Genomic DNA, 22,254 nt, shown 5'->3' with positions numbered 1-22,254 from the left:
CACCACCTGACCGGTTTCCGGGAAGTAAGTGCTGTATGTAGTTAGATCTGTGCGAAGTTGAGTCGTTGTACCACGCTTGATTTCGCGGTAAATAGTACTGCGATGACGGCCGAGTTTTTTAGCGATTTGAGTTGGTGAGAAACCTTCTTTGAGCAGGGCACAAATTTTACCTCTTTCGTAGGGTGTAAGGTGTTTAAAAGTGGGTGGTGATGTGGTATACTCTTTAGTAAGAACCATAGCTGAAACCCTCCATATGTGTTAGTTTTTTGTCAACCAACATCATATCGGGTTTCATGCTATGGTTCAACTTTTTTTACTGTCGCATTTAATTTTACAATTAACCAACTTTATTAAATCAAATAAGGTTTTAATTTTTTCTTCCCTGAATTTAATAATTATATCTAAATCACTATCAGGTTTCTCTTCACCACGGGCATATGACCCGAATATAGCGGCGTTTACAACATCATTTTCTTTAAGCAAAGGTACAATTTTCTCCTTTATATAACCCAAATTCATATTGAAGTCACCTTCAACAAAATTAATAGTCTTGCGTTTATTATACCATATTTTGCATCAAATTATAATGAGTCGCCTCCGGTGGTGTACAGAATTTGCCCGACAAAAGACTTTTGCCGTAACAGCCGGAATGAAAACACAGAGGTATAACCAGTCCGTCCCCGGCCGGTGAGCCCGCCCGCTCCCGGCCGTTTTTTTTGTTTTCCCGCCGCCGGAAGTATAATGAAGGTGAAATCGAGAGCGGCCCCCCGAAACACGGGAAGGGGCCGCTGCAGAAAGGAGGTGAAGTTGATGGCGGTTATCGCGACGCCGGTGGAGGCCACCCTGCAGGTAGTAGTCCAGACCGGGACCGGCGAAAACGGCAGGCCTGTGACGAGGACCAGGTCCTTCAGGAACCTGAAGACTTCGGCTCCCGACGCCGACGTGATGGAACTGGCCAAAGCCCTGGCCGGCCTTCAGATCCACCCGGTGGACTCCTTCAGAAAGGTGGTGGAAATCGAGCTGACCGAAGAGTAATGCGGCGTAAGTTAATTTCAGGAAAGGAGGTGCCAGAGCATGGCTCAGATCCTCGAAATGAGCTTCCAGAACGAAGCCGGCAGGACCACCCGGATCCTAGTCCCCGACCCGAATGAAAACCTCACCCCGCAGGAAATACAGCCGGTGATGGACCTGGTGGTCTCCCGGAACCTCTTCGCCACCAGCGGCGGGGACATAGTGAAAGCCCTGGGGGCTAGAGTTCTCATCAGGGACGCCGTGGAAATCATACCTCGCGAATAAACCCTTCCCCGGGCTCCGGCCCGGGGCTTTAATTTGAGACTGGAGGTGGCAAATATGGAAGATTTCATGGCCCAGGTGGCCAACGTGGGGTTTCCCATCGCCGTTTCCATATACCTGCTGGTGAGGATCGAGGCCAAAATGGAAAGCCTCACGGCTAGCATCCACGAACTGGCCATGGTCATAGAGGGGCTCAAAAACCCCTCCAGAAACGGGTGATATTTCAGGGAGGCGATCGGTATGGAAAGATTTTATCCGCGCTTTATCGTGATCCATCATACTGCAGGCCATGACGTTTCATCTCTGGAAATAAACAGGATTCATGCGGCCAGGGGCTTCGGCGTGAAAATAACGGAGCCCTTTTCTCTGGTGGAGGAGTACAGAGAGCGGGGATTTCCCCACTGTGACGGCGGCGCTGTTATCAGCATCGGCTACCACTACCTTATAAGGGCCGACGGCAGCGTGGAAAGGGGCAGGCCCGATTTCGCGCCGGGAGCCCACTGCGTCGCCTCCGGGATGAATGGGAGGTCCATCGGCATCGCCCTGACGGGCAACTTTTCTTCCCGGGACAACCCCTCCGGGAAAAAGGGACATCCCGAGCCCACCACCGCCCAGCTGAAGGCTCTGAAAAACCTCGTCAGCTTCCTTACGGACGTCTACTCGATCCCGCCTTCGGCGGTGCTCAAGCACTCGGAGGTGCCGGGAGCCAGAACCGAGTGCCCCGGCGATAGATTTGTTTTTTCTTTTTGGCCTTGACATCGAACATACGTTTGGTTATAATTGTCTTAAAGTTTCGCCTTCGCCAGATTTTGGGAGGTGGATGGCCAATGAAGGATGCGGAGATTTTGATAAAGGCCGGTATTGCCGCCGTGGTGCCGGTATACGAAGCCGGAGCGGGAAACGCCACCAGGGTGATTACCTCGGACGGAAAAGAGCATTTGATAGGAAATACCTGCAGGACAGTGATAAGGCGGATTGCCAGGGCTTACGGGGTGGATCTCGCCGCCGTAAGGGAAAATTACGGCAGGGCCGTCAACAGGAGAAACTACGTGCCGGTGCCGCTCTCGCCCTCCCTCATACTAATTCCCGTGAAATTCCGGGAAAGGCCCCTGGGAGAAAACGACGGCACCGTTGGTTACCTTTCCTTTTACGAAATCCGGGAGATCGAGGAAGACGGCTCCTTTTCCAGGGTGCTCCTCGCCTGCGGCAGGTGCCTGAGGGTCCTTTTAGGCAAAGCCACCCTGCTGGAGTATATGAAGGACGCCAGACTTATAGCGGGAATCTACGAGGAAAGGCACCGGGCGGCAATAAAGGCCGGACAGGTCCGGGAGCCGGAATCCGCTTACCTGCAGGACGGCGGAAAATTGAGGGAGGAACTGATAAACCTCCTGATAAGGATCCTCAGCAAGAGCGGCGGATGAAAGAATCCGCCGCTTAAATCACCGGTCCCATTTCGGTAAACAGTTTGACCAGTTCAGGGTCGAACTGGGTGCCGGCGCACCTTTTCAGTTCTTCTACAGCCTCCTCGTGGCTCAACGGTTTCCTGTAGGGCCTGTTGCCGGTCATGGCTTCATAAGCGTCTATTATGGCAAAGACCCGGGACAGAAACGGTATTTCCTTTCCCCGCAGCTTAAAGAGATAGCCGCTGCCGTCGTAGTGTTCATGGTGGCTCAGGATCAGGTCCGCAATCCCGGAAAGCGACGGCACGGCGATGGCTATCCTGTAGCCGGCGGTGCAATGCTTTCGCCATATTTCCCTCTCTTCCCAGGTTATCCTCCCCTTTTTAACCAACAGGTCCTGCGGAAGGCTTATCTCTCCTACGTCGTGATAGCGGCAGAGCAGTAAAAACTTTTCCATATTCTCCTGCGAGAGATCCAGCTTTTTTCCGAAGGCCTCGGCCAGCTTGATCAGCCTCTCGATACGTCCTTCCCGTGCGCTGTTTCGCTCCCGGAGCTTCCTGGTTATTATGAGAGATATAGCGTTTTTGGCAGTCTGCCGCATCAGGAGCTTGTTTCTGTACATGTTATTGCCGGCTTCGTTGAACACTTTGTAAACGTCCTGAATACCGCTGTACTTTATGGAGTAGCCCACAGACGCCGACAGGTACAGGTCCTCATGTTTCGAATTAAAATCCTCGATTTTCGCCGCGATCCTCTTTATGACGGAATCAACGGCCTTTTCATCGCAGCCCCTCATTATAATGCCGAATTCGTCGCCGCCTATCCTTGCCGCCACGTCCTTTTCCCTGAAACTGCTCTTCAGGATACCGGCAAAAGCCCTGAGCAGTTTATCTCCGGTTTCATAGCCCAGCACATCGTTTATGAGCTGTAGCCCATCCAGATCGTACACTATTATGGCCACCGGTAGTTCGTCGGTCCGCCGGAGTTTTTTCAATTCCTTTTGGAACATCCACCGGTTGTAGAGATCTGTCAGCTCATCGCATATGTTCAGCTTCTTGATCTGCGTTTGCTTTTTTTTCGTTTCCGTGATGTTTATATGGCAAATTGCCGCGGTGACGGGATTCGAATCGATCCGGGACACCACCATCAGGTACCACCGGTCCTCGCTATCCGCGTGGCAGGGGTATTCCAGGTAAAACTCTTCTCTCTTTCCCGCCAGAATCTCCCTTATACCCTCCAAGGCAACCCTCGCCAGGCCCAGATCCATATATTCGTCGCGAACGGCATTTTCCAGTACTTTTAAATAATTGACTCCGGGACCAACCATTCTAACATCGGCAATGCCATTTTTTCGGGCAAATTCCTCCCATTTCCTGTTGACCAGCAGGATTTTCCCGCTTTCGTCTATAACGCACAGGTTTACCTCAATCGAATTCAACAACAATTTTAAAAAATCGTCCGTAATCCCGTTACTCTTTCCCATTTACCATCCTCACCCCAGCCAGTTCGGTTAATTTAGCCGGTATCTCGTAACTCGGAAGTACAAACTCGGCCCCTCCTCTTTCAATCGCCGCCCGGGGCATCCCGAATATCACCGCCGTCTCGCGGGACTCGGCAATAGTCCTGCCGCCGGCTTTTTTTATTCTGACCATCGCCCCGGCTCCGTCATCGCCCATACCGGTCATAATAACGCCTATAGTATTTTCGCGGAATACGGTGAAAACCGAATCCATCGTGACATCCGCCGAAGGCATGAACCGGTTTTTCGGGGTGTCGGTCAGCACCAGCCTGCAGTTTTTTCTATCGCCAAAAAGCAGTAGATTGTAGCCTCCTTTGCCCACGTAGCAGGTGCCGGGTTTTACTTCCATGCCGTCCTCGGCTTCCACCACCTTTATGCTGCAGCGCTCATCCAGCCTCCTCGCTAAGGGTCCGGTGAACGCCGGAGGCATGTGCTGCACCAGGAAGACGGCTGCATTTATATCCGGGGGAAGGAAAGGCAGAACGTGCATTATGTTCCTGGGACCCCCGGTGGAAATCCCGATGACCACGGCCTTCATTTCGGAAGTGAAATGTATGCTGGGCACAGGCGGATTTACCGGCCTTTCCCGGATACTCCCGGCTTTAAATCCGGCCTTCACTTTGGCGATTATCTTATCCGCGAATTCCTTTATATCGGGCGATATGCTCCCGCCGGGCTTTGCCACGAAGTCAAAGGCGCCCATCTCCAGGGCCTTGAGAGTCACCTCGGCGCCTTCTCGGGTCAGTGAGGAAAGCATCAATACTTTGCCCAGTTTTTTTTCGTTAATCTGTTTCAAGGCCGAAATCCCATCCATTTCGGGCATCTGGACGTCCATTGTAATGACGTCGGGCTTGAGCTTTTCAGCTTTCTCGACGGCTTCCCTGCCGTTTCTGGCGGTATCCACCACCTTTATCTCGGGGTCCTTTTCCAGCAGGTCCTTTATCATGAGCCTCATCAGGGCAGAATCATCCGCGACCAGAACCCTTATCACGACGATCACCTCGAACTAGTTAAAATCCGGTCGATTTATGTCTCCCATAAACCGTTGTCCTCATATGCATTTATTAATACTCTTATATATAATACCAATAAATGTAATAATTGCCAATGACCGTATCGATTTTCTGTTATAAAAAATCTCTACCGTAATAAAAATTTTAAAACCGGGGTTGAAAAACCCCGGTTTATTTTATCGTGCATCGGCGCACCCGTACGTTAAAACTTCGTCTCGATGCCACAGTCTTCGAGAAATTCAACCACGCGGTCCACCGGCCATTTCGTTTCCTCCGACAGGAAATCCGGATCATTTTTTTCCAGCACCTTTACTCCTGTTTTTTGCAACGCATTCTTTATATAAGACCGGCGAAGCTCATCGAGGTCAACATCTCTGTATCCCAGCTGCGATATGCTTTCCGGTATGATTATGTTTTTCCCCGGAATATTCTCGGAAGGATGGCCGCGCCTGACCTCTATGCCGTTCCTCCGTGCAAAAGACAGCTGGGCCAGCGGGTGTTTGCCGGCGCCGGTATATTCCGTTTCCTGTACCACGATAATCTGGTCCCTATCCATCTCTTTTGCAAGGGCTATGGCAGCCGCCAGGGAAGTATTCCCGGCGGGTCCTCTCTCCAGCCCTTCCAGCCGGGCCAGGACTTCGGTGGTGAAGAATACTTCTCCCTGAGTAACGGTGACGTACCTGTCCAGGTACCTCAGGGGTCTTGCCGCATTCCTGGGCACGTCGGACCTGTCCGGCCATACGGCGAAGGGCACTCCGAACCCAGTATGGCCCGTGGTAAACGACTTTTTGTTGAAATCGCCGTCGGAGGCCATGTGAAGCCCCGTCAGGTCCACCGACGCCCCTATCACCCGAGTCTTTACCGCTCCGGCTTTAAGCAGGCCCCTGGCGGTGCCTGTAACGTTTCCTCCACCCGCATGGGTGATCACTACGGCGTCAGGGAACCGGCCCTCCCTTTCTTTGATCTCTACCGCAACCTCGTATCCCAGGGTCTCGATACCTGCTATGCTGTAAGGGGTATAAAGGGATGCATTGAAGTACCCGGTTTCTTCCAGCAGCATCAGGAAGACGTAAAACAGCTCCGGCCCCACGGTGAGCTGCACCACCTCGGCACCGTAAGCCTCGCACTTCCGCGCTTTTTCCAGTATTTCGGGCTGGCCCACTTTCCTCGAATCGTAAACTTCCTGGACAACTATGCACTTTAATCCCCTCTGTGCCGCCTGAGCGGCCACGGCGGCGCCGTAATTCCCCGATGTGGCTGCAATCACTCCTTTAAACCCCAGCTTCTTGGCGTGATATACCGAGAGGGACGCCCGCCTGTCTTTAAAAGACCCGGAACAGTTGGCGGCTTCATCTTTAATAAAGATTCTCGCCCCCTTGCCCGGCGGGGAGTACCGCCGGATAAGAGAAGTCAGGTTTTTGAGTTCAAAAAGCGGCGTCTTCCCCACTTTGGTTTCCGCCTGGATTTCTGCCACCTGTTCAAGGCTGTAAGGCACGCTTTTCATGAGGCCTTCATAATCGAAGGAAAGCCTGCCGTATTCCAGCACCGCATAATCTATACCGACGGATTTCTTCATTATCTCTTTTTTCCGGGCCATTACTGCCTGATAAGAGTTATCCTTCATTGGAGTCTTCCTCCTTCAAAACCATCTCCAGCTCTTTTTTGAGCCCTTCTCCCGCCTGCAAGAGCTCTTCCACGCAATCCCCAAAATCGTGCTCGTGTCTCGGATTGATCGCGACGAGCTTCCCCTCCACAATTCTGCCGGCCAGGGTGCGGACCTTTACGCGGTCCCCCAAAAAAGCCTCATTAGACTCCAGGAAACCCTTTACCCACATGACCAGAGGTACACGCTTCGTATCTTCCGGCACATGAGGTGCCCGTTCTCCCGGTTGAAGCACTGTGTTTTCTATTTCCACCCACATGCCTTTTTGGGCCTGCAAAGCAATCATCTCCTTCCTTATTAATTGGCAGCCCATGATCCGCGGTTATAATATACCGGGCGCCCGTCCTCTCCTATATATTCCCTGCCCCAACCAGTAACGACGGCAAATATCATTACAGCGAGGAGTATCCAGCAGTATATGATCCAGGGGGTCATCTGAACCGTGTTGAATACCGGCACCATACCGCCAAAGGTTTTATTGGCTTCTTTTGCAAGAGACTGAGTTAAAAGCAGCGCAGGAGTCCAGGGCATAGAGTAGACCAGTGTGCACGCCGTGGCATCTAGCAGGTTGGCTCTGCGGTAGGGATGGATGTTGTATTTTTCCCCGATGGGCTTTGCAAAGGAGGTTCCCACCGCCAGAATCGGCGGAGCGTTGAGCCCCATGATGGTGGACATCGCTATAACCAGGAACACTATGGACGCTTCAACACCCCTTACGGTCTTTACAAACACACCCGCCAGTTCCAGCAGTTTCCGATCACCCCCGCCCGCCTGCATTATGTGGACACAGGAGAGCACCAGCAGGGCAAGGATGCAGATATCGACCATACCTGCCACACCGTTGACCAGAGCGCCTCCCACTGCTCCGTCTTTCACGAAAAACAGCGTGTTGACGTCCGCAAGGCCGAACAGAATTGCGAAGGCGGCCGCAGCAACGGTTCCTATGGTAGTAGCTATGATTATGTCTCCTTTTTTCACGGCCACGTATATGGTAAGTGCGGCCGGTATGAGCATTATCAGACCTTTGGGGTTCATATACGCTGCCAGGGTCTCGTAGGGCACGCTGGAGACACTCCCGCCTCCTCCGAATAAAACCAGCAATACGAGAGTGGTCACACCGGCGGCGAGGCAGTATTTCAGCCTGGTCATCACCACTCCCCCGACGTCGGCACCCTGGCTGGCAGCGGAACATATGGTGGTATCCGATACCGGCGCCAGATTATCGCCGAAGGCGCCGCCGCCCACAATCGCCCCTATAAGCGCCAAGGGATTGGCACCTAAAAACACTCCTGCCGGGTAAAGTACCGACATTCCCGCAACTATCGTGCCGAATCCGGTCCCCGTTGCTGTTGAAAAAATACAGCATGCTAAAAAGGTGACAATTACGAAAAACGTTCCCTTTGCACCCAGGTGATATGCCGCCCATATGATGCCTTCCACCAGTTTGGAGGATCTCAATACGGCGGCAAAAGCGCCTGCAAAAATCCAGCAGGCTACCGGTACTATCGCTATCGGGTCCGCCATACCATCGATGACTACTTTTGCGTAGGTTTCTTTGTCTTTTGCAAGGAAATAGGTAAACATTATTCCCGCCAGGGCTCCGATCCACATACCCCGCACATCGGGAGCTTTAAGAAAAGAGATGTAAAGCGTAACCGTGAGAAAGATCAAAAAAGGAAGAAACGAAACCCAACCTCCCCCGTAAAACTCTATTCTCTTTTTTTCTTCCATAAAAACCCTCCTTGCTGAATATATTGATTTCCGGCTGTAAATCCAATTTTGCAAAAAGTATTCCAATAAAAAAACCCCGCAAAATTGCGGGTGTTGGGCACAACCATTATAATTTAGCAGGAAATAAAATTCCCGGGTAGGAAATAAATTTCCTACTTTATCGAATACTTTTTTATCTTATTGAAAACCTGCCGGCGGCTTAACCCGGAGAGCCGGGACACCTGGGACAGGTTGCCGCCGCTCAGTTCGAAGAGCATGCTGAAATACCGCCTTTCAAAATCTTCCTTGGCGGTTTCGTAGGCGACGGGAGCAGGGGCCTCCCCGCCCCTCCCCGGTGATTTTTGCGCTCCCTGAAGGCTTCTTTTCACATCCTCTTCGGTTATGATACCGTCGCAGAGGACGAAAAGTCTTTCGATTATATTTTTAAGCTCCCTTATATTTCCCGGGTAATCATAGGCCGCCAGCAGCCGGACAGCCCCCTCTTCCATCTCGGGGTATTTGCCCATGATCCTGGAATAACTGTTCATAAAAAACTCAATGAACCCCGGAATATCCTCTTTTCTCTCTCTGAGAGGAGGAATTCTTATCACGATGGTACTGATCCTGTAATAAAGGTCCGGTCTGAAGGTCCCCTGTTCTATGGCTCTGTCTATATCATTGTTAGTGGCGCAAATCAGCCGGAAATCCACACTCACGGGCTTGTTCGAACCCAGCCTTTCCACCGTCCGGGTCTCAAGGACTCTCAACAGCTTTACCTGGACGTCCGCCTCGATCTCGCCGATTTCATCGAGAAATAAAGTACCACCGCCGGCCTCTTCCAGTTTCCCCTGCCTTTTCGAGGTCGCCCCCGTAAAGGCTCCCTTCTCGTGGCCGAAAAGTTCCGATTCCAGTAGGCTCAAAGGGTAAGCCTTGCAGTTTATCGCCACAAAGGGCATAATGCTTCTGGAACTTTTTTTGTGGATCAGCTTTGCAATTACTTCCTTTCCCGTTCCCGATTCCCCCAGGAGAAGCACGTTTGAATCGGTCCGGGAAACCCTCTCTATCATCTCCAGGACTTCCATCATTTTCGGATTTTTCGTCGATAAAAAGACGTCTTCTTCGAGAAGGCCGTATTTGAGCATGGAATTTTCGGCTTTCAATTCGAACATTTTCCTGACCTTTTCCACTTCGGCCAGCATTGACTCTGGATCGGAACTTTTTATGAAGTAACCGAAAGCGCCTAGCTTGACCGCCCTGACTGCGTTCTCTATGGTGCCGAACCCGGTGACGATTATGACTTCAGTCCTGCTGCCGTACAGAGCCTTGACATTTTTCAAAAACTCCATGCCGTCCATCCCCGGCATCACCAGGTCCACCATTACCAGCGGGAAATACTCTTTTTCCAGCAGGCAAAGAGCTTTCCGGGGCTGGGATTCGCATATCACCTCATAACCCTTTTCGGACAACAGTATGCTGTAGGCTTCAAGAAATTCAGGTTCATCGTCCACAACCAGGATTTTAAATCCTCTCTTCATTTTTACTCCTCCGTTTAGCCGGTATCCTCACTCTGATTTCGGTCCCGATCCCTTCTTCACTTTTTACAAATATTTCGCCGTTCAGTTTTTTAATTTCCGTGTAAGTTATAAAAAGGCCGAGGCCTGTGCCTTTTCCAGGCTGCTTTGTGGTGAAAAACGGATTAAAAATGTGGTCCATGTGTTCCTTTTTTATTCCTTCCCCGGTATCGGCAAAGGTGACTGAAAATCCGTCGGCCTTGTCTTCAATCTCGACCGTCAGAGAGCCTCCTTTATGCTTCATAGCATCTATAGCGTTAGCGATGATGTTCATCACTATATGGTGCATGCCGTCGACACTCGTGTAATAAAGAAAAGCGGTTTTATCTTCGATCTTACTGCTTATCTTGTATTTTTTAATATAGCTCTCCTGGAGTTCCAGGGTGTCCCTGATAAAATCATTCAGGTCTACCCATTCCCATCTTTCACCCGGGATCCTGGAAAAATTCAGAAGGTTGTTTATTATCCTATCAGCCCTGTCCACGGCTCTGTTTATTTCGAATATGGATTTGGCCGCCACGCCGTCTCCCTCCGGAAGGCGGTTGCGCAGGATATAGTTATACGTCCGTATAATTCCCAAGGGGTTTCTTATTTCATGGGCGACGCCCGCCGCCAGCTGGCCCACAGCCATCATCTTATTGGCCTGCAGGACCTGGATTTCATTGAACCTCCTGATGGTTATATCGTCTATAATCACCAGCACCTTTTTCGAAGACAGGCTCTGGTTCCTCAGGTTGTAGGTACTTATACTGTAGATTTTATCTCCCGCCTTGAACTCGCAATTTTTCAGAGGTTCATCGATACATTTCCTGAATATGCAGCAGGAGCAGTCCTTCCTGCAGAATACCCCGGCGGCGTCGCACATTTTCATATTTTTTAATACATCCAGCGGCTTGGCGGTAAACTGCTGGAAATTTTTATTGGCATCTATTATGGACAGGTCCTCCGAAACAACAGCGATCATCTGCTCGATGCCGTCAAAAATGGTCTGCAGGTGGTTCTTGCTTATCTCCAGGTCTCTCGTCCTCAAATATACTTCCTTTTTTAGCGAATGGTTTATCACCGCAAAAAACGCCATTACCAGCACCAGTATCACGGAGATGGGCATCAGATACCTGTTGATATTCGAGGTATCCTTCCTCACGATTATGGAGGTGGATAGCCCGAACCATTTCTGCTGGATCTTTTCCAGCACGTTTTTGCCGTTTATCCTGTCGATCCCCTTGTTTAAAATAGGTACAAGGTCCGCTTCACTCCTGGAAACCCCGAATACAACCGGCTTCTCGTAGAGCGGGTGGTCCAGGACGTCCACTACCCCCTCGAGCCCCATTTTGTTTATAAAATATAGGACGACGGGCTCGTCACCCGCTACAGCGTCGACTCTGCCTGCCGAAAGAAGATCCATCGCCTGTTTTATATCGTCCACGTATAATATTCGGGCACCGGGGAAATTCCCGGCAAAAAATTCATTGGTGTAATCGCCTTTTTCCAGGGCGACAACCCGCTTATCTAAGTCGGCAGGTTTTAATATCTCCTTGTTGTTCGACCTGACCGCAACCACGCCCCGTAAATTGTATATGGGCTTTGTGAAAAGATATTTTTTACTCCTTTCCGAGCTTTCAAACATGTCACAGATATCGGTCCGGCCGGATTCAAGTCGGCCCAGAGCCTCGGTCCATAAGTACGGTCTTGTCTCGATGTTTACTCCGAGCTCGATCGAGAGCGCGTGCAGGTAATCGATTACGAGCCCTTTATACTGCCCATCGCTCTCATCCACGTATCTGAGGGGCGGCGCGTTGATGTGGGCTCCGTAAACGATTTTCCCCTTTTTTAACAGGTAATTTCTCTCCTCTTCGGTGAGGCGGACATCCCCGGTTGAGATTTTTATTATTTGAATTATAAAAAAAGCTATCAGTATTAATATCAGAGACAGCGGCAGATAGAAAAAGGCCTTTGATCTGAAAAAAGACAATCCACTTCAGCTCCCATATATCACTTCAAATCTTATTCTTCAAAAACGCTCCCAGCACCTTGTCAGTTTTTTTGATGTGGTTTATAAGCCAGTCGATGAGGAAGTGGTTTATTTTTACGACCAGGTCTACCGTAGGACCGTTCTGCTCCATCTTTCTCTTTACTTCATTAAATTCCGTCACAAAGCCGTCGTGCTGCTCTTTATGTGCCCTGTAGCCGGGAAAATCGTTGTCCTGCATGTATTTTTCTTCGGCGCCGAAGTGCATGACGACGTATTCCCCCAGAAAATCCATGACCTTTACGATCTCTTCCCTGCCTTTCCCTTTCGAGCAGGCCGCAATCAAATCGTTTACCCTTTTAAAAAGTTCCTTGTGCTGTTCGTCGATCTGGCTAACTCCTGTTGAAAGGTCTTCCGTCCAGATAATCGCCATAAAATATCACCCCCATCGTTATTACGATAAGTATTCGCCAAAAAAATCTTTTGTCCTGTTTCAGCGGTGGGTCCCTTTCCAATTTTGCTGCCGCAGCTTAAATCCATGATACCAGCGACCGGTAGCATTGTAAATGCTATTTTTCTGATATGGAAAAATATAACTTGACTATGTAAAAGCGAAAAATGTAAAATATTTAGTAGTATTTTCAACGAAAATTCGACAATATCTGCCGATAAGGGCAAACCTGTCGAAAGGCAGGGGCGCAAAGCCATGGGCCTAAGGCTCCCTTTATTATCGGGGCTACGGCTGCCAGGTTGCCGGCTCGTATAAAACAATCGGCCGAGAGAAAGATCCCAACCAGGGCAGCCAAAACACTATTATTCGAAGGCTGCCTTTTTTATTACAAAACTAAAAGGCTTAAAGCCGCTGGAAAGGAGGGAGCACTTGAGACAGATAGTTGTTTTCGGCCTCGGAGAAGAACTTTACGGTATAGACATTTTCGATCTGCAGGAGATCATCAGGATGGTGGAAATAACGCACATCCCCAGGGCTCCTCATTTTATCGAGGGTGTAATAAACCTGAGGGGCAGAATAATCCCGATAATCGACCTCAAAAAGAGGTTCGGCCTTGCGGACGGTGAAATAACAAAAGACTCCAGGATCATCGTTGTCAATATCGATGATGCCGTGGCAGGCCTCATAGTAGATCACGTTACCGAAGTGGCGGCACTGAAAGAGGAAGATCTGGAAAAACCGCCCGAGGCTTTGACTATCGATGCCCGCTTCATTCAAGGACTGGCAAAAATGGGAGACAGGATCGTAATACTTATTAAAACCAGCGAAATACTCAATGTCACAGAAAAACACCAGCTAAAATATTTCTCAAAGGAGGATACATATGAAGAAGCCGAACGGACCTAAATTAAAGGGTGGAATAAGGACAAGACTGACCGTTCTGTTCCTGCTAATATCCCTCGTACCTCTCATAATTCTGAGCCTCTTCAACTACATGACCTCAAAAAACAACCTGACCCATGCGGCAGACCGGGAACTGCTCGGAAAGGCCGTATCCACAACCGGCGTTATCGACCTCTGGGTTAACGAAAGAATGGGGATATTGGAAACTCTCGCAGAAAATCCCATAATTAAAAGCGGCAACTTGGAAGGTATAATCCCCATATTAAAAACAGTGCAGCCTGCAGCACCGGACATCCAGCTCCTCTGGTACGCCACGCCCGACGGCAAAGTTTACTCGTACCTGAACGAGGACATCACCAAGGAAATCGCCGACATCAACGACCGGCAGTATTTTAAGGATTTAATGTCCTCGGGCAAAACCATTGTGTCGGATATCGTCGTTGACAAGGTGACCGGCGACAAAATTCTGGTCATAGTAGCCCCCGTAAAAGGTCAGGGCGGTATAACCGGCATAGTCGGTGCTGATGTAAACGCGAATGCGCTCGGCAACATCGTAAACTCGACAAAATACGGCACCACGGGGTACGCATACCTGGCAGACAAGAAGGGTACCGTCATAGCCCATCCCGACGAGAAGATGGTTATGACCATGAACATAACAAAGACCGAGTCCGAGTCGCTGAACAGGGTCGGGGAACGCATGATAAAAGGCGAAGAAGCCACCGTAAGGTATGATTTTAATGGAGAATACAAACTGGCTGCCTTCTCTCCGGTTAAGAGCACCGGATGGTCCTTATGCGTCACTGCTTCGGCAGCTGAAGTATACGCCGGCTTGAAGAGCTTCTACTGGACCACCATCACCCTGATCCTGGTTGCAGCGATAATCGTCATCACCGCAGCCCTTACCTTCAGCCGGCAGATGTCTTCACCCATACTTAAGCTCACGGCGGTGGCCGATACCATGTCAACGGGGGACCTTAGAGTGGACGTACCCGAAGGGTTTTCCGGCGAACTCGGAATCCTCGGTAACTCCCTCAAGAAAATGCTGGATAACACCAGGGCGGTGCTGGGCGTCATGAGCAGCACCATAAACAACCTGGAAAGGGCTATAAGGGACATATCCCAGGGAGCCCAGGATACCGCCCAAGCCGCCGAACAGGTGGCGGAAACCGTAAATCAGATTTCCGCCGGCGCCCAGGACTTGGCCCAGAACACCGGAAATATTTCGGCGGCTGTCGAGGATAGCACCAGGCAGATGCAGGACCTGGTGGAAAACCTGGAATCCATTACACAAAACACCATGGATACGGTGAAGAGAACCGAGCAGGGCGAGAAGATCATGAAAGAGCTCGCCCAGAAGATAGAACTCACCACCTCCAAGGCCGAAAATATCAAGTCCGCCATGGCCAGCCTCATAGAACAGGCAAAAGAGATAGCGGGCATTACCGACATAATAACGGGCATAGCCGAACAGACCAACCTCCTGGCTCTCAACGCCGCCATCGAAGCAGCCAGGGCCGGCGAGGCCGGCAGGGGATTTGCGGTGGTGGCCGAGGAAATCAGAAAGCTAGCCGAACAGTCCAGCCAGCAGGCAAGCCAGATAACCAGAATAGTTAAACAGGTCACGGAGAATATTGACCTTTCGGATAAGGCTACCGAAGAAGCGGTAATCCTCATCGAAGAACAGGCGATCATAGGCGGCGAAGCCCTAAACCATTTCATGGAAATATCGGTAGGTGCCAGGAAGGTAGCCGACCTTCTGAGGGATATCGAGGAAATGGCCAGGACCGTCAACGAACACAGCAGAAAGATCAACGAAGAAGTATCCAACGCCGCCGCAATATCGGAAGAGAACGCGGCGTCTTCCCAGGAGATAGCCGCATCGGCAGAAGAGATGAGTTCGGCAGCCCAGACCATAAGCGCCAGCGCCACGGAGCTCATCGACCTGGTGGAAAAGCTCAAAAAGGAAAGCTCAAAGTTTACCCTGTAAAGTCAAGTCGCACCTGCTTTCCTGAGCGGAAAGCAGGTGCCTTTTTAGCAGCAAAGGAGGCTTCACGAGTTGAAACTCCCCACAACCCACCTCCTGCCCGGAATGAAACTGGCAAAACCCGTATACGGTAACTGCGGCGAGCTGCTGTTGAACCGGGGTGTCGTCCTGACATCGCGCTACATAAACGCGCTCAAGAGAAATAATGTCATCGTGGTGGATGTGGACGGTCCGGTACCTTATGATGAAATGGAAATCAACGAGACCCTTTCGGAAAAAATAAGGGTCGAGGCGATGCGAGTGCTGAACTCCTGGGTGAAAAACCTGGAGAATACACCCATTTCCAGCATTTTTGAAAGTGTGGAGGCCCTGCTCGACGAGATCCTTTCCGGAAAAGCAGTAATCGACCACCTGACCGACATATGCTCCAGTGACCTTTACACCTTCGCTCACTCGGTGGACGTGTGCACCTTGGCCATCCTTACGGGCATAAGGCTGGGCTACAGCAGGGAAAAGCTTTTCGCCCTGGGCGCCGGAAGCCTGCTTCACGATATAGGCAAGACCTTGATCGATCCGGCTGTTCTGAATAAACCAGGGAAGCTCACACCGGAGGAATTTAAAATTATAATGACACACCCGGCCAAAGGGTGGAAGCTGATAAAAAATAAAAAGGGGGAAAACGAAGTTCACCCCCGGTCAATGAACATCATATTAAACCACCACGAAAGGTACGACGGTACCGGCTACCCCAGGAACTTGAAGGGAAGCGAGATCGACGAATTCTCGATGATATGCGCTGTGGCTGACGTGTACAACGCCATGACCACGGACAGGGTCTACAGGAAGGCCTTTCCTCCGAACGAAGTCTACGAGATGTTTCAGGCTTCGGGCAATACCAAATTCGACTTGAGAGTGATAAACGCCTTTTTATCCTGCGTAAAACCCTACCCCGCGGGTACGCTGGTCAGGCTCAGCAACGGCACAATCGGCTGCGTAGTTTCCGCAAACCCCCCGCTTCCTTTCAGGCCCAAAGTCCAGTTGATACCTTCGGGAGAAATCCTGGACCTGGAAAAAGAACTCTCCTTAGTTATTGAGGCTCCGCTGTCACCGGAAGAAGCTCAAAAATTTGTGATCTCCTACGGTCCCTGATGACACGCGTTTCAATTCAGGTTCACATCGGCGCCGATCACACCGACCACGCTGCCTTCCCCGTTTCTGACGGGCACCGATATGGTCACCGTCATGCGGTTTGCCGAAATGTCGATGTAGGGTTTTGATATGAATTCGTTTCCACGGATCGCTTCCTGAAACCACGGCCTGAAAGCCAGGTTTCTTACGGGGATGTCATTGGTTACGTAAATGATGTCACCTTTGTTGTCGAGAGTAACTAAATCAAGTATTCCCGGCGTTTCCCGTTTTATCTTTTCAAATTCACGCCTCTGGGCGTCCACATCCCTGTTTACGACGAAGTCCTCCCGGGCCAGCAGGGAAAGCTGCTGTTTTATGGCGGATAGCTTTTCCCTGGCGCTTTCAGGTATCCTATAGTTCCGGGTGTACGCCTCGGATATTTCCATGAGTTCGGAAGACATGTGCGACAGCCTGCCGGCTTCCTCTGATATAGCGCCGACCAGATTTTTCTGTTCCTGGCTGGATGCCGCTATTTCTTGCACTCCTGCCGCAGTCTCCTCGGACACGGCCGCCATCTTCTCCGCCGCCTCGGATACCTTAACCACCTTCTCCACCTGCTCCCCGACCATCCTGTTTATGCGCTCGATGGAAACTTTAAATCCGTCTATTCCCGATACTATATCGTCAAAGGCAGTCATGGACTCGTTGCCTTTTTTGATGTTCTCATTTACTACTTCGAGGTTTTTTTCCACCTGTAACGCCGTTTCCCGGGCCTCTTCCTGGATTCTCTCCGACAGTTCCTTTATCTCTTTGGCAGCTTTTGCCGACTGCTCCGCCAGCTTTCTCACCTCACCGGCTACCACGGCGAAACCGCGCCCCTGTTCCCCGGCCCTGGCCGCTTCGATGGCGGCGTTGAGCGCCAGCAGATTGGTCTGGTCGGCAATATCGGTGATTACCTGGACAAAACCGTTGATCCTGGTTGTCAGGTTTTCCAGGTCCCTCATCTTGGAAGCAGAAAGGGAGCTGGTCTGAGACGACAGGCTCAGGTTGCTGATGAGGCCTTCCAGTACCTCCCTCGTCTCCCTCACCTTCTCGACCATCGCCTTTATGCCCTGTTCCCCTTCCCTGGTCTCCCCGGCTATTTTTTCCGCAAGGGCTGAAAGTGTATTGATATTATCCGATGTCTCCTGGGCGGCTTCAGCCTGCTCTCCCGCCCCCAGCGCTATTTCATCTATGGAACCGGCAATCTGATGAGCCGCCTGGTTTATCTGGTCCATGCTCTCTGTAAACTTACCGGAAAAGTAATTTATTTCTTCTGCAGCCCTCTGCATCCTGCCCATTACGGTGAACACGTGTTCGAAAGCCTTCATGACCGGGGCTACGAGGAAATCGAAAAGGCCCCTGCCCCGCCCCAACCTGCTTATGGAAGGGATTTCACCCCGGGAAAATTCCCCTATAACTTCGGCCAGTATGTACAGCTGTTTTACCGCAGAGTTCAGTATGAAATAATTCATAAAGGGCATAATTACAGCGGCGGCGGTAAAGGAAATCAGCTGCACCCTGAAGGGGACTCCTGCCGCAAGGTTTACCGCCGAAACTACCAGGGAAGGCAACAGAGAAAGCTGAATAACAAGCTTTATAATGCCCTTTTTTGAAAACTTCATACAGAATCCTCCCGGACAAATTAGTGTAATAGATCCACTTCTATTCCAAGCCCCATTTCCAAGGCCTTTTCATAAATCCGCGCCGCACAGGCCACATCCTGGACCGCTATCCCCACAGTCTTGAAAAGGGTTATCTCGTCATCGCTTTCGCGCCCCCGCAGTCTCCCGGAAGTGATCTCTCCCAACTCTCCGTAAATACCTTCCGGCGAGAAATCTCCGCTGTTAATGGGTATTATAAAATCCCCCGCTTCCGAGAGCACCGCCTCCCGCGAATCCACCACGATCTTCGAGGCCTTTTTCAAAAGCTCCGGCGGGATTTCCTGCATCTTTGGCGTATATGCTCCAATGGCGTTGATGTGGGCGCCCTTTTTTACGCTGGCGGCGGAAAAGACGGGTGTCTGGGAAGTCGTGGCGGTAATGATTATATCGGCTTCTCTTACCGCCTCGTCGGCACTGCCGCATTCCACAAACCTGACCCCCGGCAGCCTGGCCTTCATTTCGGCTATGTAATCCCCAACCCTTTTCGGGTCCCGGTCATAAATCCGGGTCTCCTCGATGCTCCTCACACAGCTCACGGCCCATAGCTGGGTTGTCCCCTGGACGCCGGCCCCTATTACGGCGGCCACCTTCGAGTCCTTTCGCGCCAGGTGCTTCGAGGCGGCTCCCGACGCCGCACCGGTCCGCAGCGCCGTCAGGTAGGCACCGTCCATCAGCGCCACGGGTTCTCCAGTTTCCCGGTCTTCCAGCACTACCACGGAGCTGATCGTCGGTTTGCCAAACCTTGCGTTGCCCGGAAAAACCGACACTAACTTGACCGCCACGCCGATGCCCTCTACGTACCCCGGCATGAACAGGGCGTCACCCTCCGCACCATCGACGTGGATTGCGGTTCTGAGCGGAACTTTAGCCCTTCCCGCCGAATAAGCTGCAAAGGCTTCCTCCATGGCATTTATGGCCTCTTCCATTGAAAGGGCTTTTTCCACATCGCTCTTTTTAAGAATAAGCATCCTGCAACATCCTCCCGGTAAATGATGGCGAATTTAGTTAGATATATTATATCAGATTTTGTACAAATTTGGAAATAATAATTGAAAATTTCCGAAAGTCGACATTTCTGATAATTGTATAAATTCCTTGCCCTAACAGGCCGCTTTATATATAATGGTAATTGTAAAGGGGGAATGGAAATGAAGGTAGGGGTATTCTGGAGAAAATTCCGCAATGTGGAGCTCCAGCTGAAACTTTCCGGAGAAAGCATTTACGACGACGCTTATGAAGAGGCCTACCAGCACTACTCGGCAATAAAGGAAGCGGGTTACGACGCTGTAATGATAGAATGGAAAAAGGACAACCCGCAGGAAACCCTCAGGGAAGTGCTGGAAGAAAAGGTGGACCTGGTTTTCAACGCCTCTTCGCTCCAGGAAGTAGCTTTCCTCGAAGCCTTTGGCATTCCCTTCGCCGGTTCCGGGCTGGACCTGGTGGCGATAGACAAAGCCGCGCGCAAGAAGATAGTAGCGTACCACAAACTTCCCACGCCGAGGTTTGTGCTGGTGGAAGACCCGCGCAAAATACCCGATCACGACCTGAGATACCCGCTTTTTGTCAAGCCTGTCCGCGGTCGGGGCAGCGCCGGTATAAGCGAAGAAAACATCGTCGAAAGACCCGAAGACCTGCCTCGAGTCGTATCAAAGATAACAGATAAAATCGGCCAGCCCGCCCTCGTGGAGGAATTCATCAGGGGCAGGGAGATCACCGTGGGAATAATAGGATATGCAGATCCCCGGGTGCTGCCGCCGGTTGAAATCGAATACAATTCGGTCAGGACGAACACCTTCGAACACAAGATGTACGACAACGAGATAATCCACTGTCCCGCGAGGCTCTCCCCCGAAGAGGAGGAGAAAGTAAAAAGCACGGCATTGAGCATCTACAGGGTCCTGAACGCCAGGGATTTTTCCAGAATAGATATGATCCTGGGGGACGACGGTACCCCGTACTTCCTGGAGATAAACACCTTCGCCGGACTTACCATGTCGCGGGACGGTACCCATCACGGTTACATGGGCTACATGGCCAAGGTCCAGAGCATGACGCGGGCTGAGTTCATCGGCTCCATAGTGAAGAGCGCCCTGGAAAGGTACGGCCTTTAATACATCCATAAAATCATTCAGGGCAAAGCCGGCCGCCCGGCTATGAAGGCGGCCATCTGAGGGGCTCTCGGTACGCCGGAAAAGCACCCCTTATCGGGGTGCTTTTATTTCAAGGAAGCGGGTGGATTCTTTCCACCGGCGTATATCCGTTTTCGCCCTTTGGGCAGAGACAGCAACCCTTCCAGAAATAGCGCAATCCCATCCTCGTCGTTGCGGGCCGTCACAAAGTCCGCTTTTTGCTTCACCGCATCGGGGGCATTGCCCATCGCCACCCCCAGCCCGGCGTATTCCAGCATCTCCAGGTCGTTCATATTGTCGCCTATGGCGATTATTTCTTCCCTTTTTATCCCCAGGTGCTCGGCGAGAACCGACAGGCCCCTGGCCTTGGACACGCCGCCGTCCAGGATGTCGATGCAGTTTTTTATGGCTGAAGTGATGTAGATCCTTTCGCCCAGGACATCCTTCAGTTCTTTTTTGAAGGCCTCAAGTTCCCCGGGATCGCCGTAAATCACTATTTTGGCCGGCGGTTCCGTAAGGCGCCTTTTGACCTCATCGATGCTCCCGGCGTTTTCCACGGGTACAAATACAAAATCCCTGAGGTAATTGTAGCATCCTATCAGGGAGTATCTGCGAGAAAAGCGTAAAAACCGTTTAAATTGCATCATACGGTAATCGGCCCCGGCAAAAAGTTTCCTGTCCTTTAAAAAAACCTGCACTTCGAAGCTGGGGTAGCAGCCCGCGGCTGTAAGAATTGCTTCCGCCAGGTCCTGCGGTACAGGCCTGAAGAAGATGGTTTCGCCGGAGAAGACGTCCCTTATGAGCGCCCCGTCGTTAGATACTATGGGGACGTTTACAGGGATGCACCTGGCCAGGCAACAGGCGCTCCTGAAAAGGCGGCCCGTAGCCAGAGTAACCAGCATGCCATTGTCCATAGCTTTTTTCAGGGCTTTTCGGGTGCGCCGGGTGAGGGTATACCTGCTGGTTATGAGGGTACCGTCGATGTCCAGGGCTATCAGTTTATACGGAGCACTCATGAGCCCGCCCCCTTTAAAAGGCCTAAGAGCTGCCTTGCGTTGATGACGGCCGACGCGTTGAAATGGTTGTTCATCGATATAAATACGACCTTTGTCTTGCGGGAAAGTTCTCTTATTCTGGGCACCCATTCGGCGAGTTCCGTCTCGGTGTACAGGTAATCGTAGCGCTCGTATGATTTCTCGTGGTTATACCATTTCTGTATGTTCCTGCCGTGAAACCGCACGTATCCTATGGAACTGGTGGCCACCACCACCGGCGGCAGAAGTCCCCTTATGGGCGGCTCGTCTACGCATACGAAGGCCATATCGTTTTCCCTGAGCATCTTGATAATGTCAAGTCTCAGCCAGTCGTCGGACCTGAACTCGACGGCCAGGGGCAGATCCTTCATCCTCTCCCGCAGCCTTTTCAGGTAATCCCTGTTTTTTTCGTTATTGTGAAAACTGTACGGGAACTGGGCCAGCACGCAACCCAGCCTTCCCGCTTCCACCAGCGGCTTTAAGGCGTCCCTGAACTTCCCCACCGTTATATCGCTCAGGTCGCCCTGGTGGGTCATGCCCCCGTAAGCCTTGACTACGAAGATGAAACTCTCGGGGGTTTTTTTCATCATATGGTAGAACATATACGGGGTCGGCATGCTGTAGTAGCTGGAGTTCACCTCGGTAAAGGGAAACTCCCGGCTGTAAAAGGTCAGCATGTCACCATCCTTCATGTCCTCGGGGTAAAACCTTCCCTTCCAGTCCCTGTATGCATAACCCGAAGTGGCAACTAGTATCAAGGCCATTCCTCCGCAATATTTAT

General features: G+C 51.2%; 22 protein-coding genes, 1 pseudogene and 1 riboswitch. Of the genes and pseudogenes, 9 read left to right on the top strand and 14 right to left on the bottom strand.

Going from position 1 to position 22,254, the window contains the following annotated elements:
- Window positions 1-237 (bottom strand): helix-turn-helix domain-containing protein (locus LZ11_RS07460; RefSeq protein WP_148867274.1); only part of this gene is annotated, 237 nt, incomplete at its 3' end.
- Between the two features lie 66 nt (window positions 238-303).
- Window positions 304-519 carry a nucleotidyltransferase family protein gene (locus LZ11_RS07455; protein ID WP_148867273.1) on the bottom strand — a complete coding sequence of 72 codons (216 nt, stop codon included), beginning with the start codon at window positions 517-519 and terminating at the stop codon, window positions 304-306.
- 291 nt (window positions 520-810) lie between these two features.
- Here LZ11_RS07455 and LZ11_RS07450 point away from each other — a divergent pair, with 291 nt between their 5' ends.
- The 5 genes from LZ11_RS07450 (at window position 811) to LZ11_RS07430 (ending at window position 2,714) form a co-directional block, all read left to right on the top strand.
- Window positions 811-1,035, top strand: a complete 225-nt coding sequence (locus tag LZ11_RS07450) for a DUF1659 domain-containing protein (RefSeq protein WP_148867272.1) — start codon at window positions 811-813, stop codon at window positions 1,033-1,035.
- Between the two features lie 39 nt (window positions 1,036-1,074).
- Window positions 1,075-1,296, top strand: a complete 222-nt coding sequence (locus tag LZ11_RS07445) for a DUF2922 domain-containing protein (protein ID WP_148867271.1) — start codon at window positions 1,075-1,077, stop codon at window positions 1,294-1,296.
- Between the two features lie 54 nt (window positions 1,297-1,350).
- Window positions 1,351-1,512: a YvrJ family protein gene (locus tag LZ11_RS07440; protein WP_148867270.1), complete on the top strand. Its 162-nt coding sequence runs from the start codon at window positions 1,351-1,353 to the stop codon at window positions 1,510-1,512.
- Window positions 1,513-1,533: 21 nt separating this feature from the next.
- The gene (locus LZ11_RS07435; RefSeq protein WP_148867269.1) at window positions 1,534-2,049 is read left to right on the top strand and encodes a peptidoglycan recognition protein family protein; all 516 of its coding nucleotides are present in this window, start codon (window positions 1,534-1,536) and stop codon (window positions 2,047-2,049) included.
- Window positions 2,050-2,120: 71 nt separating this feature from the next.
- Entirely contained in the window at window positions 2,121-2,714 is a 594-nt protein-coding gene (locus LZ11_RS07430; protein ID WP_148867268.1) for a hypothetical protein, read from the top strand.
- A gap of 13 nt (window positions 2,715-2,727) precedes the next feature.
- Here LZ11_RS07430 and LZ11_RS07425 read toward each other — a convergent pair whose 3' ends face one another.
- The 8 genes from LZ11_RS07425 to LZ11_RS07390 all read right to left on the bottom strand — a co-directional run bounded on the left by LZ11_RS07425 (window position 2,728) and on the right by LZ11_RS07390 (window position 12,571).
- Window positions 2,728-4,176, bottom strand: coding sequence for an HD domain-containing phosphohydrolase (locus LZ11_RS07425; protein WP_148867267.1), 1,449 nt, complete (start codon window positions 4,174-4,176; stop codon window positions 2,728-2,730).
- Window positions 4,163-5,203, bottom strand: coding sequence for a protein-glutamate methylesterase/protein-glutamine glutaminase (locus LZ11_RS07420; protein WP_170240327.1), 1,041 nt, complete (start codon window positions 5,201-5,203; stop codon window positions 4,163-4,165). The genes LZ11_RS07425 and LZ11_RS07420 overlap by 14 nt, the downstream gene beginning before the upstream one ends.
- Window positions 5,204-5,427: 224 nt before the next feature.
- Window positions 5,428-6,849 carry a 2-amino-4-oxopentanoate thiolase subunit OrtB gene (gene ortB, locus LZ11_RS07415; protein ID WP_148867266.1) on the bottom strand — a complete coding sequence of 474 codons (1,422 nt, stop codon included), beginning with the start codon at window positions 6,847-6,849 and terminating at the stop codon, window positions 5,428-5,430.
- Window positions 6,839-7,174 carry a 2-amino-4-oxopentanoate thiolase subunit OrtA gene (ortA, locus tag LZ11_RS07410; RefSeq protein ID WP_187695061.1) on the bottom strand — a complete coding sequence of 112 codons (336 nt, stop codon included), beginning with the start codon at window positions 7,172-7,174 and terminating at the stop codon, window positions 6,839-6,841. Before ortA ends, ortB begins: the two co-directional genes overlap by 11 nt.
- 11 nt (window positions 7,175-7,185) lie before the next feature.
- Window positions 7,186-8,619 (bottom strand): Na+/H+ antiporter NhaC family protein, encoded by a 1,434-nt coding sequence (locus LZ11_RS07405; protein ID WP_148867264.1) that lies wholly within the window; start codon window positions 8,617-8,619, stop codon window positions 7,186-7,188.
- A 152-nt stretch (window positions 8,620-8,771) separates the two neighbouring features.
- Window positions 8,772-10,133 carry a sigma-54-dependent transcriptional regulator gene (locus tag LZ11_RS07400; RefSeq protein ID WP_148867263.1) on the bottom strand — a complete coding sequence of 454 codons (1,362 nt, stop codon included), beginning with the start codon at window positions 10,131-10,133 and terminating at the stop codon, window positions 8,772-8,774.
- Window positions 10,117-12,141, bottom strand: coding sequence for a transporter substrate-binding domain-containing protein (locus tag LZ11_RS07395; protein ID WP_148867262.1), 2,025 nt, complete (start codon window positions 12,139-12,141; stop codon window positions 10,117-10,119). Before LZ11_RS07395 ends, LZ11_RS07400 begins: the two co-directional genes overlap by 17 nt.
- Before the next feature lie 25 nt (window positions 12,142-12,166).
- On the bottom strand, window positions 12,167-12,571 hold the full coding sequence (locus LZ11_RS07390) for a bacteriohemerythrin (RefSeq protein WP_148867261.1): 405 nt from the start codon (window positions 12,569-12,571) through the stop codon (window positions 12,167-12,169).
- 230 nt (window positions 12,572-12,801) lie between these two features.
- Window positions 12,802-12,896, top strand: a riboswitch (cyclic di-GMP riboswitch).
- A 122-nt stretch (window positions 12,897-13,018) separates the two neighbouring features.
- Here LZ11_RS07390 and LZ11_RS07385 point away from each other — a divergent pair.
- The 3 genes and pseudogenes from LZ11_RS07385 to LZ11_RS07375 all read left to right on the top strand — a co-directional run bounded on the left by LZ11_RS07385 (window position 13,019) and on the right by LZ11_RS07375 (window position 16,628).
- Entirely contained in the window at window positions 13,019-13,495 is a 477-nt protein-coding gene (locus LZ11_RS07385) for a chemotaxis protein CheW (protein ID WP_148867260.1), read from the top strand.
- A gap of 133 nt (window positions 13,496-13,628) precedes the next feature.
- Window positions 13,629-15,482: pseudogene (locus LZ11_RS07380) on the top strand (methyl-accepting chemotaxis protein); the annotation flags it as partial.
- Window positions 15,483-15,551: 69 nt separating this feature from the next.
- On the top strand, window positions 15,552-16,628 hold the full coding sequence (locus LZ11_RS07375) for an HD-GYP domain-containing protein (RefSeq protein ID WP_148867258.1): 1,077 nt from the start codon (window positions 15,552-15,554) through the stop codon (window positions 16,626-16,628).
- A gap of 11 nt (window positions 16,629-16,639) precedes the next feature.
- Here the strand turns inward: LZ11_RS07375 and LZ11_RS07370 are convergent, their stop codons facing one another.
- Window positions 16,640-18,271, bottom strand: coding sequence for a methyl-accepting chemotaxis protein (locus LZ11_RS07370; protein ID WP_148867257.1), 1,632 nt, complete (start codon window positions 18,269-18,271; stop codon window positions 16,640-16,642).
- Between the two features lie 20 nt (window positions 18,272-18,291).
- The gene (locus LZ11_RS07365) at window positions 18,292-19,278 is read right to left on the bottom strand and encodes an ornithine cyclodeaminase family protein (protein WP_148867256.1); all 987 of its coding nucleotides are present in this window, start codon (window positions 19,276-19,278) and stop codon (window positions 18,292-18,294) included.
- A 180-nt stretch (window positions 19,279-19,458) separates the two neighbouring features.
- On the opposite strand from LZ11_RS07365, the gene LZ11_RS07360 reads away from it, so the two are divergent.
- Window positions 19,459-20,421 carry a D-alanine--D-alanine ligase family protein gene (locus LZ11_RS07360; RefSeq protein ID WP_148867255.1) on the top strand — a complete coding sequence of 321 codons (963 nt, stop codon included), beginning with the start codon at window positions 19,459-19,461 and terminating at the stop codon, window positions 20,419-20,421.
- Between the two features lie 104 nt (window positions 20,422-20,525).
- Here the strand turns inward: LZ11_RS07360 and LZ11_RS07355 are convergent, their stop codons facing one another.
- Together LZ11_RS07355 and LZ11_RS07350 are read right to left on the bottom strand one after the other, a co-directional pair.
- Entirely contained in the window at window positions 20,526-21,455 is a 930-nt protein-coding gene (locus LZ11_RS07355; RefSeq protein ID WP_148867254.1) for a Cof-type HAD-IIB family hydrolase, read from the bottom strand.
- The gene (locus LZ11_RS07350; RefSeq protein ID WP_148867253.1) at window positions 21,452-22,231 is read right to left on the bottom strand and encodes a DUF72 domain-containing protein; all 780 of its coding nucleotides are present in this window, start codon (window positions 22,229-22,231) and stop codon (window positions 21,452-21,454) included. Before LZ11_RS07350 ends, LZ11_RS07355 begins: the two co-directional genes overlap by 4 nt.
- Window positions 22,232-22,254: the final 23 nt, after the last annotated feature.

The sequence above is a fragment of the Thermosediminibacter litoriperuensis genome (genome assembly GCF_008124715.1).
Classification (GTDB): domain Bacteria; phylum Bacillota; class Thermosediminibacteria; order Thermosediminibacterales; family Thermosediminibacteraceae; genus Thermosediminibacter; species Thermosediminibacter litoriperuensis.
The sequence above is the reverse complement of the archived record's forward strand: the minus strand, read 5'-3'. Positions and strand labels throughout refer to the sequence as shown.

Coding starts and splice junctions, on each gene's coding strand:
- ortB (WP_148867266.1), bottom strand. CDS start 6,849: ATGAAGGATAACTCTTATCAGGCAGTAATGGCCCGGAAAAAAGAGATA.
- LZ11_RS07355 (WP_148867254.1), bottom strand. CDS start 21,455: ATGAGTGCTCCGTATAAACTGATAGCCCTGGACATCGACGGTACCCTC.
- LZ11_RS07360 (WP_148867255.1), top strand. CDS start 19,459: ATGAAGGTAGGGGTATTCTGGAGAAAATTCCGCAATGTGGAGCTCCAG.
- LZ11_RS07405 (WP_148867264.1), bottom strand. CDS start 8,619: ATGGAAGAAAAAAAGAGAATAGAGTTTTACGGGGGAGGTTGGGTTTCG.
- LZ11_RS07445 (WP_148867271.1), top strand. CDS start 1,075: ATGGCTCAGATCCTCGAAATGAGCTTCCAGAACGAAGCCGGCAGGACC.
- LZ11_RS07450 (WP_148867272.1), top strand. CDS start 811: ATGGCGGTTATCGCGACGCCGGTGGAGGCCACCCTGCAGGTAGTAGTC.
- LZ11_RS07390 (WP_148867261.1), bottom strand. CDS start 12,571: ATGGCGATTATCTGGACGGAAGACCTTTCAACAGGAGTTAGCCAGATC.
- LZ11_RS07455 (WP_148867273.1), bottom strand. CDS start 519: ATGAATTTGGGTTATATAAAGGAGAAAATTGTACCTTTGCTTAAAGAA.
- LZ11_RS07440 (WP_148867270.1), top strand. CDS start 1,351: ATGGAAGATTTCATGGCCCAGGTGGCCAACGTGGGGTTTCCCATCGCC.
- LZ11_RS07425 (WP_148867267.1), bottom strand. CDS start 4,176: ATGGGAAAGAGTAACGGGATTACGGACGATTTTTTAAAATTGTTGTTG.
- LZ11_RS07370 (WP_148867257.1), bottom strand. CDS start 18,271: ATGAAGTTTTCAAAAAAGGGCATTATAAAGCTTGTTATTCAGCTTTCT.
- LZ11_RS07400 (WP_148867263.1), bottom strand. CDS start 10,133: ATGAAGAGAGGATTTAAAATCCTGGTTGTGGACGATGAACCTGAATTT.
- LZ11_RS07365 (WP_148867256.1), bottom strand. CDS start 19,278: ATGCTTATTCTTAAAAAGAGCGATGTGGAAAAAGCCCTTTCAATGGAA.
- LZ11_RS07430 (WP_148867268.1), top strand. CDS start 2,121: ATGAAGGATGCGGAGATTTTGATAAAGGCCGGTATTGCCGCCGTGGTG.
- ortA (WP_187695061.1), bottom strand. CDS start 7,174: ATGATTGCTTTGCAGGCCCAAAAAGGCATGTGGGTGGAAATAGAAAAC.
- LZ11_RS07435 (WP_148867269.1), top strand. CDS start 1,534: ATGGAAAGATTTTATCCGCGCTTTATCGTGATCCATCATACTGCAGGC.